Raw genomic sequence first — 13,541 nt, forward strand, 5'->3', positions numbered from 1 at the left:
GCTTCCTATGCTTACGGGTAGTCACAATAGAGTACCTTTGGCGGTGACCGCCCTTGCCTTGACCACTGTCCGCCAAAGCGTTCGTCAGTCTAGGCGATCGAAAGCCTAGCACTGTAGGTGCGCTCATCCGAATATAAGATGGCTCAAGTAGCTATACACATATTCTATAGATCGATATGAGACGCACATGGACATTGCCCAATTGCGTACACTCGTTAACGTGGCCGAGCTTGGCAGCGTTACCGCTGCGGCAGACCGGCTGGGCATCGCTCAGCCCGCGTTGAGCCGGCAGATACGGCTGTTGGAAAGTGATCTTGGCGGGGCGCTCTTCTCACGGCACGGGAGAGGCATGACCCTGACCCAGCTTGGTCATCGGATCATCGGCCCTGCGTCCGACATCCTGATGCGACTGGATGATATTCGGCGATGCGCACGCGATCCCTACACATTGCTTGTGGGCAAGGTTCGGGTCGGCGTCACGCCCACTGTCGCCGAAGTTGCGACATTGCCACTGGTGCGCGCGATACGAGCCGCTCACCCCCAGCTGTCGCTTTGCTTTACTACTGGCTTTTCCGGGCACTTGGTCGAATGGCTGAAAAGAGGTGAACTAGACTGTTGTGTTTCATACGCCGTTTCGGACGGGGGACTGGTGCATACCGTGCCAATCCTGGATGAAACGTTATTGCTCGTGGCTGCGCCGGGTGGCCGCCTCGTGGCCGGCACCCCGGTGTCCTTCGCCTCGCTGGCAGATGAGTTGATGGTGCTACCCAGCCCCGCGCATGGCCTGCGCGCAATCCTGGACGCAGCGGCAATGCAGGCGGGGATCACCCTAAGCGCATCGCTGGAGGTAGATTCGCTCACCGCCATGATCGACCTTGTCCGGGCTGGCTATGGCGCGACGATATTGCCCTACGCCCCGATACATGCCCGCGTCAAAGCAGGTGAGCTGATTGCCGCTCCGCTGATGAATCCCGTGCCCGGACGGCGGATCGTCATGACCTATCCCGCCGATCGTGAGATTTCACCGGCCGCGCGCTTTGTCGGCGACAGCTTCGCAGCCGTGGCCAGAGAACTGGTCGCTTCGGGGAATTGGACAGGCAGCGTCATCGGCACTTAGGGCCGCTTGGGGTCTTCGCCCATCGATCGAGGACAGTTGCAGCGAGTTCTTCACCACACCGCATCGCGGGGCCGTCAGCCGAGTGGAAGCGGGGCACGGGCGACGGCAGTCCGTCAGTGAATATCCTTCTGGCCACGTTGTGCGGATGGCGAACCGCCTCGCCAAAGCTGAGCACCGGCGTAACGCAGGCGTCGGATCCTTTAAACAGGGCGACCCACTCATCCCGCGCCTGCGATGCGAAGCGTTCCGTAAACGCAGCCGCCATATCCGGCCAGTCCGAGCGGTTGCGCTGGACCCAGCGACCTTTTTCGAACCCCAATTTCGCGACCAGTTCAGCAAAGAATAGCGGTTCGAGCGCGCCCACCGCGATGAACTCGCCATCGGCGCACGAATAACAGCGGTAGAAAGGCGCAGCGCCATCGAGCATGTTGTCGTCCCGATGCTCGCTCCATCGGCCCGCCTTCGACAAGGCATGGATGGATGTCGAAAGCGCGGCGATACCATCAATCATTGCGACGTCGATCACCTCGCCCTTCGCCCCGTTCCGCACTTGCATCAATCCGCCAAGCATCGCGATCACTGCCATTGCCGACCCCGCGCCATAATCCCCAATCAGGTTTAGAGGCGGCGGCGGCGGCCGGTCAGCGGGACCGATCGCATGGAGAATACCGGACAAAGCGAGATAATTGAGATCGTGCCCCGCCGCCTGCGCCAGAGGCCCTTCTTGTCCCCATCCCGTCACGCGCACATAGACGAGTGCAGGATTGCGCGCCTGGCATTGCTGCGGGCCTATCCCCAATCGTTCCATCACGCCTGGACGGAACCCTTCTATCAACCCGTCGGCCCTGTCGACAAGATCGCGAACGGTGGTCAGATCGGATGGCGATTTCAGGTCGAGACGAACCACGGGCCGATCATGAAGCAATAGACCCGAGCCGGGCCGGTCTGCCGATCCCGTTTTCGCAATGCGGACGATATCCGCGCCCATGGCGCATAGCAACCGGCCAGCCAGCGGAACCGGTCCCATCCCGTCAAACTCTAACAGTCTGACTCCCGCCAAGGGTGCTGTGCTCAATATAATCCCCCATTCGCATGTCGGGCTAAACAGAGGTGCCGGCCGCCTGCACGCATCGCGGCCTTCGGACTTAGGGGCACCAAGGTCCTATCATGCCGCATGACGCCAGGCGAAAGCCCACTGTCCCAATTGAAGCTTGGTTGGGCATCCTGACCGCGGCGGCAAGAATAGTTATGACTTTACGCGATTGGCCGCGCCAATGACGCGCGGCATGAGCGCAATCGATGGCTTGGCTGTTATCGGCATAAACTTTTCCAATCGCGGGAAGTGCAAAGGGCAGATTGCCAATTGGCAAGGCTCTATCCCAGAAGCGACGACGGCGTTGTTAGGCTGCTCGGCGTTGGGAAAGGGGTAATATCCGAATGGATAACGAAAACGTTGACTATCCCCAGCCGGTACTTAACCCCGACGTTCCCATCTTCGCCGATCTCATGCGAGCGGCGGCCGTAAGATTTCCCCATCGGGAGGCCTTTGTTCACGGCAGCGAACGCATCACGTACGCCCAATGGTACGAGCAGTCTTTGCGCTGCGGCCATGCGCTGCGAGAGCGCGGTGCCGTGCCGGGCTCGATCGTATTGATTGCACTTGAAAACTCGATTGATTTTGCCATCTGCTTCGCAGCCGCTCAATTAATAGGTGCGATAGCCAGCGGCGTGAATGTCCGCCTGGGCCGGCGCGAGCTTAACAGCATTGTCACGCGATCCGGTGCACCCGTAATCGTTTTGGAGGACAACGCGCCATTTGCGAGCCAAGGCCAGGCGACAATCCGGCGAAGCGATTTGGACGCCATCCGTCATGAGGGTGCCGCAGCGGTTCCACACCTTGGAAAGCCAGACGATCTGGCCGTGGTCATATGGACCAGTGGAACGACCGGCCTACCCAAGGGTGCGTGCTTCAGCCACGACAACCTACGCCGTGCGATACGTACTGCCGGCCCGCTCGCTGCGCCCTTTGCGCGCAAGCTTGGCTCTGTTCCGTTTGCCCATGCCGGGTTCATGTCGAAGGGATGGGAGCAGGTCGCTTTTGGCATGACGCTGGTCATCGCGGCGGTCCCCTGGAACGCCGACGATACCTTGCGTCTGTTGCTGGACGAGCGGATCACGATTGCAGGTGCCGTCCCCACCCAGTGGGCAAAGCTGGTGCTGCTGGCGGCGAAAGCGGATCTTTCCCTGCCCGATCTCAAAGTCGGTATCAGTGCGACCGCCCCCGCCCCGCCGGATCTGATCGCGCAGGTATCATCGGTTTTCAAGGTACCGTTGATCGTGCGCTATTCGATGACCGAGTGCCCATCGATGACAGGGACCCGAACAAGCGATAGCGCCGAAGTCCAATTCCGCACCGTCGGCAGACCTCAGCCCGGGGTCGAACTGCGACTTTTGGACGCTGATTTTAAGGACGTGCGCCATGGTGAGATCGGCCGTATCGCGGTACGGTCCAAAACCGCAATGGTCGGTTACTGGGAGGACGCGGAAAGGACTGCAGAGGTATTCCTGGATGACGGGTGGCTGTTGTCAGGAGATCTTGGCCACTTCGATAAGGCCGGCAATCTCGTGCTGGCGGGGCGAAGCGGTGAGATGTACATTCGTGGCGGATACAATGTCTATCCGGTCGAGGTCGAACGCGTACTGGCCGAAATGCCGGAAATCGCCGCCGCTGCCGTTGTGGGTGTACCAGCGCCCGTCATCGGCGAGATCGGCGTGGCCTTCGTCGTGCCGCGCGAATCTGAATCACCCCCTACCCTTGCCACTGTGCGCGACAAGATACGCGCTGAATTGGCAGACTATAAAGCCCCAGATCATCTGGTCTTGACTGATGCGCTGCCAGTAAACGCAATGATGAAGATTGACAAAACAGAGTTGAAACGCATCGCGGCGAGCCTTGAAATAACCCGCGGATAACATTTTCGACTTCGGTAATCCCATACTGCGGGGGTCGATTTCGCATACACGTGGCTGCCACAACGCGGGAGAATAGATAAATGGATGTCGCAGAAGCGGTTGCAACGCGCCGGTCGATCCGTGCCTTCTCCGCTCGCCCGGTCCCGTTTGAAACGCTGTATCGGGTTCTCGACCAAGCTCGCCTGGCACCCTCGGGCTGCAATTACCAACCTTGGGAAGCGACCGTCCTGATGGGCGAGCCGCTGCGCTTGCTACAGGAACGCCTTGCGGCCAGCGAGCAGGACGATCCGCTGGAATATGAATTCACCGCGCCGGGTCAGCTTGAGAAATACAAGTCGCGTCTGCGTGCGCTGGGTGCGCGCATGTACGGGGCGATGAGCATCGGACGCGATCAGACGGATACGCGCGAAGCCTTTCGGCAAGGCAACATTTTCAGCTTCGGCGCACCTGCGCTGCTCCTGTGTCACTTCCCAAAGCTGATGAAGGAGCCACAATGGTCCGATGTTGGCATGTGGCTGCAAACCATCATGCTATTGCTGCGCGGTGAGGGCTTGGACAGCTGCCCACAAGAATTCATGGGCCTCTATGGTAAAACAATCAAGGACCAGCTCGGGTTGGCCAACGACGTCGTTCTATTCTGTGGCCTTTCCATCGGCTGGCGCGATACGAACGCCGAAGTCAACACCTTCGAACGGGAACGCGTACCGCTAACGGAGCAAATCACATTTCTTGGCTTCGACTGACATCCGCGGAGCCCGGTGAGGCCGACCGAGCCTAGCGTTCAGACATCCGCCTCAAGCTGCAAGGCCGCGCGTCCCGGCGGGCAGGTTGCGGTGCGCGATAAAGTCCGGCGATAGGGGCGGGGAGGGGAGACCCAGCCGCTGCGCGATAATCTGTGTAAGGCTGTTGTCCATGCCCAAGCGCGATCCGGCTTGCAGTCGCCCGTCTGCGATGCCGATATCTGCTGCCCTGATGAGGGTGGTCCCCATGAACAAAGCGCCAAGCACGATGAAATAGTCCAGATCTCGCACCTGTGTCCCACTGACTTGCTCGTACCGGGCAATCGTCTCCGCTTCGGTCGGCCAGCCGGGCAGGCGGTCGACACCGATGGCCTCGGCATGAAAAAGGTCGGACATCAACCAGTAGCTGACGTCCAGCGCACGTGGCCCAATGAACGCCCCCTCCCAGTCCAGCACGGCCGCCACATTCTGATCCTGACTGAAAAGGATGTTGCCTGGCCGTGCGTCGCCCCATAGTAAAACCGGATCGCCCTTTCCCATCGCCGGCCTGTTGGCAAGCACATAGGCAAGCGCCTGGTCGGTTACTGGATGTGGCCGGCCGCCGGTCGCCCAATTATACCATCGTTCGATTCGGCGCAGGTGCTGGTCGAGCGCATTGTCCGCCGAAGCTGAGTCCAGAAGAAAGGCATGCGAGGAAAGCCAATCGATCCCATGGATGTACGCCATAACGTCCACGCCGCGGAAGGCGGCCGCGCGTCGCTGTTCGGCAGTCCAGTCTGGCAGCGGTCCGGCAAGGTGCATCGAGGGACGACCGAGCAGCGGTGTTCCCGCCACGTGGCCCATGGCGAGAAACGGGGTGCCCAGCACATCGCCTGTTGATTCAAGACCGATCGGCTGCGGCACGGGCACCGTTCCAGCTTTGAACACTCCGTCGATGACGCGATATTCGCGCCCGATATCTGGCGTCATGAACAACTGCTTGCCGCGCTGTTCGAGACGGATGACGAGTGTTTCAGGCGACTGGCATGGCTGGGCAATGGTCGCAAGCAAGAGCTCACTCGATTGCCCGCCTGTCATCGGAACGAGAGATTCGAGCCTGGTTTGCGGACTAAGGGCGGGGCAGGTCCTTAGCCACGCACTCAGGCGTTCATCGCGCGTCACTGGCAACCCTCATCACGATTTTCGCTCCGGGGCTGCCACACTGCGCAGTCCAGGCCGCCTCGATGTCTTCGATGTCATATGCTGCCACATCGATTTGCCATTTACCGCGCGCGGCATAATCGAGCAGCCGGTCGAACGCAGCGCGCCGTTCAGCCGGCGGCCGGATCAGTTCGCCGGTATCGACGCCGTGATGATGCCGCCGCCGCAATTCCGTGAGCGTCAGCGTCATCGTCCGTCCCGCGCGGGTCCCGATACTCATGAGCCGGCCGCCCTCGGCCACGCAGCGCATGGCCGCCTCGGCCGGCGCACCGAACAGCGGGTCAAGGACCACTTCATACCCGCGCGGCCCCATATGCTCGGACAGCGCTTTTTGGTCATCACCCTCCCCCAGCACGACAAGCTCGTCGATCATGCCGCGCTCCTTCAGACGCTCCAGCCGTTCACGGGATCGGGCTGCCCCCACGACGACGCCCGCGCCAAGTTCACGCGCCGCCAATGTGCCGATCTGCCCCACAGGCCCTGTGGCGCCCAGGATCAACACACGCTCGCCGGGGACGATCTGGGCCTCTTCCAGCGGGACAAGTGCGCCGAGACCGGCGAGTGCCAGCGCGATGACCTGTTGTGCATCGACGTCCTCGCTGATCGGCCAGATTTCCTCATCGGGAACAAGGGTATAGTCCGACATCGCGCCCTCCGGCGGTACGGAATGGCCGAAATAGACACGCGTACCATCCTCAAGCCGCCCGATCCCTTCGCCGCCCACCACATAGGGAAAAGTCGGGTTCTTGTAGGTGCCGAGCACGCGCAGAACATCGGTCGGCTGCAGGCCCGCCCAATCGACTTTGATCACTCGCGCGCCCCGCACCGGCACCGGGCGAGGCCGTTCGACCAGGTGCGGAACGGTATGCTTGGCCTCGACAAGAACAGCACGCATCGGAAAAACTCCCGGTCTTGCGGCATGTCGTCGGCCGCCATCATCATTTCACATCGGCATCCGCCTTCCGGCGGCGGCGGGAAGGCCGACCTCGTTCCGCCCCCCTTAGTTGGGAGTATGACGGAAAATCATCTGAGCGATGCAGGACGGCTTTTCCGTACCTTCCCGCTCAACGGTCCATTCGATCACCGTCTGCATGGTGCTGCCCACCGGCTCATAGCTTATGACCTTGGCGAGAACGCGCAGGCGCGAGCCAACTGGGACCGGTGAAGGGAAACGAATTTTTTCGTAGCCATAGTTCACCCCCATCTTGAAGCCGCTGAAGGTGAACATGCCTTGATTGAGGGCGGAGATCATCGATAGCGTCAGCAACCCGTGCGCGATCGTTGTTCCGAACGGACCGTTTGCCGCGCGCTCCACATCGACGTGGATCCACTGATGGTCGCCACTGGCCTCGGCGAACTGGTTGATGCGGTCTTGCGTGACCTCCATCCATTCGCCGGGCCCCAGGGTGGTTCCGACCAGGCCCGGCAGGGATTCGTGACTGAAAACGACTGTCATTCGATCAACCCCCCAGCCTCAGGCCAGGGGCACGGGTACCGAACAGGTCAGTGCCCATGATCCTGCCGATGTCCTCGGCCTTCCAGCGCTTCTCACCGCTGCTGATGCCAGCGGACTCGTGCCAAGGCTTGAGCACCGACAGGCGATCGGCGACCGCGCGGATGCACTGACCGCTAACAAACTGTGCCTCGTCGCTGGCTAGCCAAGCAACGATCGGCGAACCGAGCGAGGGATCGTAGCGATCGAACACTTCCGGATCGAAGTCGTCGGGTTCCTTGGGGGCACCCATGCCAAGGGTCGAGGTAATCCGTGTGAGGCCACCGGGCGAGATCAGGTTGGCCGTTGCGCCGATCGATGCCAGTTCGAGTGCCAGCGTAAGGGTAAGGCCAGCAATGCCAGCCTTCGCCGCAGCATAGTTGGTCTGCCCAAAATTGCCGAGCAACCCCGCACCAGACGTGGTGTTGATGATCCGGCCCGCATAGCGTCCGCCGCCTGCCTTTGCCGCCGCGCGCCAAATCCGCGCCGCCGCCCGGCTTGTCAGCCAACTGCCGCGCAAATGCACATTCATGACAAGGTCAAAATCCTCAACCGACATGTTCCAGATCGCCTTGTCACGCGCGATGCCCGCATTGTTGACGATGATATCGATGCGCCCCCATTCGTTTACGCCACGCTGTACCATGGCATCGGCGCACGCCTCGTCTGCGACGTTCCCGAAATCGGCGACAGCCTCGCCACCGCGCTCCTTGATGATATCAACCACAACCTCGGCGTCGCGGCTCTGCCCTTCGCCGTGAACGCTACCGCCCAGATCGTTCACGATCACCTTTGCGCCATGCCGTGCCAGTTCAAGCGCATGGCCGCGGCCGATCCCGTGCCCGGCGCCCGTTACCAAGGCTACCTTGCCTGCAAGCAATCCCGTCATATTCCCTTAACTCCTTGCCGGCGCAAAAACCGGGATTGTCACATCGTCTGAAATGGCCTCGAAAACGACCTGCAGCTTCATTCCGATCTCGAGATCCTGAGGAGCGGCATCGACCACCATTGTCGTCAAGCGCACCCCCTCCTCCAGATCGACCTGCGCGGCCACATAAGGCACTTTGGTGTTGAAGGGCGGGAGGTCGTTCACATACACGGTCGACCAGGTGTAGAGTGTGCCACGCCCCGTGACCTCGACCAGCGAGACATCCTCGCTCCAGCACGACGGGCACATTGGGCGCGGATAATAATGGACCTTTCCGCAAGCGCCACATCGGGCGATCATCAACCGCCCTTCACGCAAGGCGTCCCAGAACGGACGAGTTTCGTCCTCGATCGTCGGCAAGTCGAAACGTGGTGCGGCGCTGGCCATCAATACCCCCTGTAGGCGACTTCGCGCTTTTCACCGAAGGAGGCGATGCCTTCACGCACGTCTTCGGTCTGCGAATTGATTTCCTGGGACATAGCCTCCGCCAGGAAGGCGCCCTGGCGATCGGAATCCATGGATGCGTTGAGCAGCTTCTTCGACAGACCGATGGCCGTCGTCGCCCCCTTGGCCAAACGAGCGACCATGTCCTCGACCGCGACATCGAACTGCGCCGGCGTGGCGACCCGGTTCACCATGCCGATGGCCATCGCCTCGTCGGCTGTGAGCCGTTCGCCGAAGAACGCCAGTTCCTTGGCCCTCTGTAGCCCGATCCTGCGCGGCAGGAGATAAGCGCTGCCCGCATCCATCGAAAGGCCGCGAAGCGCGAAGGGAAAGGAGAACCATGCAGATTGCGACGCGATCACAAGGTCGCATGCCAGCGCCAAGGTGGCGCCAAGACCAGCCGCCGGCCCCTGCACCGCCGCGACTACCGGCTTGCCGCAATCCAGCACCGCAGTGATTAAGGCCTGCGCACCCCAGAGCATCGTCCGCATCGTGCTGCCAACCGCCCGCTTCTGCGCCATGGTCGAGGCCATGCGGCTGACGTCCGCGCCGGCGCAGAAATGCTTACCGGTAGATCCGATTACAACCGCCCTGACGTCCGGGTCCGCATCCGCCTGGCGCAACAGTTCAATTATCTGCTGACGCCCCTCGGGCGTGATGGCGTTGGCACGATCGGGCCGGTTGAGAGTGATCCACATCACACCGCCCGCCATGTCGACAAGCAGCATGTCCGACTCCCCTTCACTCACCTCACGCCCTCCTTAGTTCCTGCGCCCCGAAATCAAGCCTATCAGTTGCCCAAATCCTATTGCCCGCCCCGAACATGAACGAGTCCCCCCGACGGTTACAGTCAGCCCAAACCTGCTGCTCTATTCATCCCGTCACTGGCGGGACCATAAAAGGAGTATGTAATGGCGAGGCGGGTAGCGATTGCTGGCGTGGGACTGTCGGGAGAACCTGGCACGCCCGATGCGACGCCTTATGCACTGCATGCGCGCGCGGCGCGTGAAGCCCTGTTACAGTCCGGCCTTGCCCCCTCCGACATTGACGGTGTGGCGTCCGCAGGGCTGGGTGCCCTGCAACCGATCGACGTCGCCGAATACATGGGTATTCGTCCGCGCTGGATGGACTCGACAGGTGTCGGCGGTGCGACATGGGAAGTCATGGCCGCCCATGCCGCAGACGCAATCTCGGCAGGTCGCGCCGACGTGATCCTGCTTGCTTACGGATCTACGGCGCGCAGCGATTTAAAGAAGAAACTGCGCACCGCATCGCTCAATTGGGGTACACGCGGACCCAGCCAGTTCGAAGCACCGTTCGGCCATTCGCTCATCTCAAAATATGCGATGGCCGCCCGCCGCCACATGCATGAATATGGCACCACACTCGAACATTTGGCCGAAATTGCGGTTTCCGCGCGCTACAATGCGGGTCTGACGCCTTTTGCCGCCTATAGCGAGCCGATCAGCATCGACGACGTGCTGGGCGGCCCAATGATCGCAGACCCCTTCACAAAGCTTCAATGCTGCATCCGATCGGATGGCGGCGCGGCGGTGATCATGGTCGCTGAAGACAGGGTGAAAGACTTGGCCTGCGACCCCGTTTGGGTGCTGGGCGCGGCCGAAGCTGGATCACATGTGTCGATGAGCCAATGGGAGGACTTTACTACGTCGCCCGCTGCCGTCGCGGGTCCGCTCGCCTTCCAGAGGGCCGGGGTTAGGCCGGATGAAATCGACGTTGCCCAGGTCTATGACGCATTCACCTATATGGAGTTGATAACACTAGAAGACCTTGGCTTCTGCGCCAAGGGCGAAGGTGGCCCCTTCGTAGCGGATGGTAAGTTGCGCGTGGGCGGAAGCCTGCCAACCAATACAGACGGTGGCGGCCTATCGGCGTGCCATCCCGGAATGCGCGGCCTTTTTCTGCTGGTGGAGGCAGCGCGCCAACTTCGCGGAGAATGTGGCGACCGGCAGGTAGAGGGGGCAAGGCTGGCTTGTGTCAGCGGCACCGGAGGCTGGTTCTGCTCGAATGGCACGATGATCCTGGCGTCGGGCTGATCCCTTTTACGGGCATTCTGTATGTCATTCTATATTGCCGCACCCTCACCCCAGCACAGTTCCACGGCAATAGAAAAACGTTCTGCCCTTTATTACGCTAGGCACTTGCCGCGAGCCCTAAATGGCTTACTCTGAAGGGAGATAACAGCACCGGATAAATGGAAAGCTGAATGGACGAGGCTGTGGCAATACTCGATGATGCACCGTCGAAGGCAGATGCGATTGCTGCGGTGGTCAATGCGCTAGGCACTGACGAGTTCGAAGGCGAAACCCTGCGGATGCTTCACGACCTTTCAGGGGTTGAGCATTTCTCGATCTACCGAGTACGCGGCGGCGAGCCTCGGTTTCTTGGCGGAGCCAGCATCAGCGGGCAGCACGCGTTGAAAGCGCCTCCTGCCAAAAATGATTGGCCCGCTCGCTCCTATGCAGAGCTTAAGTGTGCTCAGAAGGCGACGGAAGAGAGCATGCATGCGATACTGATGCATGACGAACTGAAGCAAATGGAAGATCCGGCGCTGGATCGTGCATTAGAACACTACAAAATCGCCGATCGCGTTGTCGTTTGTGGAAAGAAGGCAGAGGATTTTTATGCCATTGCCGCGCTTCGTTCGAACGAGACAGGCGAATTTGCGGGAACACAACTGAAAAGCCTAGCCCGTACGGCGGACGTGCTGATTGCCGTGTGCGCAAAGCACGCAGCGATGCATTGGGACAAGGACAAGGCGGCAGCTCAGTTCGGCTCCATCGAAAAGATCGAGAAAAATCTTCGGGAAAGCGACTGGGGCCTTTCGGAAAGGGAATTGCAGGTCAGCGCGCGCATCTTGTTCGGCATCACCGCTTACGGCATAGCGCTCGATCTCGGCTTGGGCGAGGAGACCGTGGCCACGTATCGCAAGCGTCTTTATGCGCGCCTCCGTCTCGGAGGACGCCACGAGCTTCTGCAGCGCTACCTGAAATTGCTGTAGGCTATTCGGCGAGCCGATAGCGGATGGGAAGGCTTTTCAAGCCGCCGACTAAAATGGAATCCGTGCGCCGCGCCGGCCCTGCCATCTCGATTGATTCGACCCGCTCAAAGAACTCTTCCATGAAGATCGTCATCTCCATGCGGGCGAGATGCTGTCCCAGGCATACATGTGCGCCATAGCCGAAGCCAATTTGCGAGTTGGATTTGCGGTCAACCTGAAATGTGAAGGGATCGACGAAGATGTCTTCGTCACGATTACCTGATGGATAGCAAAGCATCAACCAGTCCCCCTTTCGGATATGTTGGCCACGCAGTTCGTAATCCGCGGTGGCCGTGCGCATGAAATGGCTGACCGGCGAGGTCCACCGCACAGCTTCATTCACCAGCGAGGGGATAAGCGAGCGATCCGCCTTGACCAAGGCGAACTGCTCGGGGTTTTCCGCCATGGCGCGCACCGCGCCGCCGGTGGATGACGCCGTGGTATCGTGCCCGGCTGTCGCGATTGTCATGTAATAGCTGACGACATCAAATTCCGGTACCGGCACACCGCGGATCTTGGCGTTGGCGATCACGGATGCCACATCGTCCCGAGGATTGGCGCGGCGATCTTCAGCGATTGAGGTGAAATAGGCTTTCATCTCATGAACGAGATCATGGTTCGACGTCGCCCCGACAGAAAAGCCCCCTTGCTTGCCAGAAATTTCGGTATCGCGAGGATTGAAGAACCTCTGCGTCAGGCTAAGCAACATGTCTTCGTCCTCGCGCGGGACGTCAAGCAGGCTCATGATGACGCGAAGCGGGAAGCGATTGGCCACCCGGTCCATGAATTCGCATTCGCTGGCTCCGGCCAGCGCACCGACGCTTCGGCTCGCGATCCCCCGAATGTCAGCCTCAAGGCTACGTATGCCCTTGGGCGCAAAGCGCGCCTGCGTTATCAGGCGATAACGCATATGCTCGGGCTGATCCATGGTCAGCAGCGACCGATTCACAGGCTCACGCCCCTGCGCCTGCATCGCCTTCGCCCGCGCTTCAAAGTCCTGCGTGATCAACGTCTTGCGCACCCCATTGTTCGTGAACAAGCGCGGCTGTCGACCGATCTCCTCCATGTCCTTGTACTTCGTCACGACCCAGAAGGGGTCATACCCATCCGTCTCTGCAACGCTCAGCGGCATGTTGTGGCGCAGCCAGGTCAGATCCGCATGGATGGTATCGAACTCCCCATAAACCTTCGGGTCGACTAATCGATCCGCGATCTCTTGCGGCATTCGTGTTTTCTGCGCGGTCTGAATGTTCATCGGATCAACCTGCTAACGAAGTCGCTGACGGCAGTTGCCATCAAAAAGCGAGGCCACGCATAGCCTAATTTGCAATGCCGCGTTAATTGCCTTGCCCCTCCACCCCGATAGGCCAGGCCTTTGGCCGGTTGCGTCATGCTGGGCAGTCTTGCGGCTGCCCTGCGGCAATCACGATACTGTAGTGACGTTGTGGACCGCCGTAAATAAGGATCCCGTCCGCACGTGGTTCGGTATACCTACCGGCAAAAACGCTTCGCTAAGCAGTTTCCAATCCGGTTGCATTGGATCGGCTGCTCTAAGTTTTCCGATGCCGCGTTCTTCAAGTTAGCAG

13 protein-coding genes are annotated in these 13,541 nt (G+C 60.4%); 5 read left to right on the forward strand and 8 right to left on the reverse strand.

The annotated features are described in order from the left end of the window. Positions 1-187: 187 nt before the first annotated feature. Positions 188-1,117 (forward strand): LysR family transcriptional regulator, encoded by a 930-nt coding sequence (locus GGR39_RS10485; protein WP_183617068.1) that lies wholly within the window; start codon positions 188-190, stop codon positions 1,115-1,117. Here the strand turns inward: GGR39_RS10485 and GGR39_RS10490 are convergent. Next, the gene (locus GGR39_RS10490) at positions 1,104-2,192 is read right to left on the reverse strand and encodes a CaiB/BaiF CoA transferase family protein (RefSeq protein ID WP_343055856.1); all 1,089 of its coding nucleotides are present in this window, start codon (positions 2,190-2,192) and stop codon (positions 1,104-1,106) included. The genes GGR39_RS10485 and GGR39_RS10490 overlap by 14 nt on opposite strands. Positions 2,193-2,554: 362 nt before the next feature. Here GGR39_RS10490 and GGR39_RS10495 point away from each other — a divergent pair, with 362 nt between their 5' ends. Next, entirely contained in the window at positions 2,555-4,090 is a 1,536-nt protein-coding gene (locus GGR39_RS10495) for a class I adenylate-forming enzyme family protein (protein WP_183617070.1), read from the forward strand. An 80-nt stretch (positions 4,091-4,170) separates the two neighbouring features. Further along, positions 4,171-4,833, forward strand: a complete 663-nt coding sequence (locus GGR39_RS10500; RefSeq protein ID WP_183617071.1) for a nitroreductase — start codon at positions 4,171-4,173, stop codon at positions 4,831-4,833. Positions 4,834-4,884: 51 nt separating this feature from the next. On the opposite strand, the gene GGR39_RS10505 is transcribed toward GGR39_RS10500, so the two are convergent. The 6 genes from GGR39_RS10505 to GGR39_RS10530 form a co-directional block, all read right to left on the reverse strand. Next, entirely contained in the window at positions 4,885-5,880 is a 996-nt protein-coding gene (locus tag GGR39_RS10505) for a phosphotransferase family protein (RefSeq protein WP_183617072.1), read from the reverse strand. Positions 5,881-5,977: 97 nt separating this feature from the next. Continuing rightward, positions 5,978-6,925, reverse strand: coding sequence for a quinone oxidoreductase family protein (locus tag GGR39_RS10510; protein WP_183617073.1), 948 nt, complete (start codon positions 6,923-6,925; stop codon positions 5,978-5,980). 105 nt (positions 6,926-7,030) lie between these two features. Next, a complete protein-coding gene (locus GGR39_RS10515; protein WP_183617074.1) occupies positions 7,031-7,486 on the reverse strand; it encodes a MaoC family dehydratase in 456 nt (151 codons plus the stop codon). Positions 7,487-7,490: 4 nt separating this feature from the next. Further along, entirely contained in the window at positions 7,491-8,411 is a 921-nt protein-coding gene (locus GGR39_RS10520; protein WP_183617075.1) for an SDR family NAD(P)-dependent oxidoreductase, read from the reverse strand. Positions 8,412-8,417: 6 nt separating this feature from the next. Then, a complete protein-coding gene (locus GGR39_RS10525; protein ID WP_183617076.1) occupies positions 8,418-8,837 on the reverse strand; it encodes a Zn-ribbon domain-containing OB-fold protein in 420 nt (139 codons plus the stop codon). Then, positions 8,837-9,643, reverse strand: coding sequence for an enoyl-CoA hydratase-related protein (locus GGR39_RS10530; RefSeq protein ID WP_221226078.1), 807 nt, complete (start codon positions 9,641-9,643; stop codon positions 8,837-8,839). Before GGR39_RS10530 ends, GGR39_RS10525 begins: the two co-directional genes overlap by 1 nt. A gap of 162 nt (positions 9,644-9,805) precedes the next feature. Between GGR39_RS10530 and GGR39_RS10535 the strand changes: the two genes are divergently transcribed. Both GGR39_RS10535 and GGR39_RS10540 read left to right on the forward strand, forming a co-directional pair. Continuing rightward, the gene (locus GGR39_RS10535) at positions 9,806-10,951 is read left to right on the forward strand and encodes a thiolase C-terminal domain-containing protein (RefSeq protein ID WP_183617077.1); all 1,146 of its coding nucleotides are present in this window, start codon (positions 9,806-9,808) and stop codon (positions 10,949-10,951) included. 170 nt (positions 10,952-11,121) lie between these two features. Then, the gene (locus tag GGR39_RS10540; RefSeq protein WP_183617078.1) at positions 11,122-11,916 is read left to right on the forward strand and encodes a helix-turn-helix transcriptional regulator; all 795 of its coding nucleotides are present in this window, start codon (positions 11,122-11,124) and stop codon (positions 11,914-11,916) included. 1 nt (position 11,917) lies between these two features. On the opposite strand, the gene GGR39_RS10545 is transcribed toward GGR39_RS10540, so the two are convergent. Next, positions 11,918-13,210: a cytochrome P450 gene (locus GGR39_RS10545; protein ID WP_221226079.1), complete on the reverse strand. Its 1,293-nt coding sequence runs from the start codon at positions 13,208-13,210 to the stop codon at positions 11,918-11,920. Positions 13,211-13,541 lie beyond the last annotated feature (331 nt).

The sequence above is a fragment of the Novosphingobium fluoreni genome, assembly GCF_014196615.1.
Lineage (GTDB): Bacteria > Pseudomonadota > Alphaproteobacteria > Sphingomonadales > Sphingomonadaceae > Novosphingobium > Novosphingobium fluoreni.

What these genes read in the sequence shown, in the direction of transcription:
- GGR39_RS10485 (WP_183617068.1), top strand. Translation starts at nt 188, where the DNA reads ATGGACATTGCCCAATTGCGTACACTCGTTAACGTGGCCGAGCTTGGC.
- GGR39_RS10515 (WP_183617074.1), bottom strand. Translation starts at nt 7,486, where the DNA reads ATGACAGTCGTTTTCAGTCACGAATCCCTGCCGGGCCTGGTCGGAACC.
- GGR39_RS10520 (WP_183617075.1), bottom strand. Translation starts at nt 8,411, where the DNA reads ATGACGGGATTGCTTGCAGGCAAGGTAGCCTTGGTAACGGGCGCCGGG.
- GGR39_RS10510 (WP_183617073.1), bottom strand. Translation starts at nt 6,925, where the DNA reads ATGCGTGCTGTTCTTGTCGAGGCCAAGCATACCGTTCCGCACCTGGTC.
- GGR39_RS10525 (WP_183617076.1), bottom strand. Translation starts at nt 8,837, where the DNA reads ATGGCCAGCGCCGCACCACGTTTCGACTTGCCGACGATCGAGGACGAA.
- GGR39_RS10545 (WP_221226079.1), bottom strand. Translation starts at nt 13,210, where the DNA reads ATGAACATTCAGACCGCGCAGAAAACACGAATGCCGCAAGAGATCGCG.
- GGR39_RS10500 (WP_183617071.1), top strand. Translation starts at nt 4,171, where the DNA reads ATGGATGTCGCAGAAGCGGTTGCAACGCGCCGGTCGATCCGTGCCTTC.
- GGR39_RS10495 (WP_183617070.1), top strand. Translation starts at nt 2,555, where the DNA reads ATGGATAACGAAAACGTTGACTATCCCCAGCCGGTACTTAACCCCGAC.
- GGR39_RS10535 (WP_183617077.1), top strand. Translation starts at nt 9,806, where the DNA reads ATGGCGAGGCGGGTAGCGATTGCTGGCGTGGGACTGTCGGGAGAACCT.
- GGR39_RS10540 (WP_183617078.1), top strand. Translation starts at nt 11,122, where the DNA reads ATGGACGAGGCTGTGGCAATACTCGATGATGCACCGTCGAAGGCAGAT.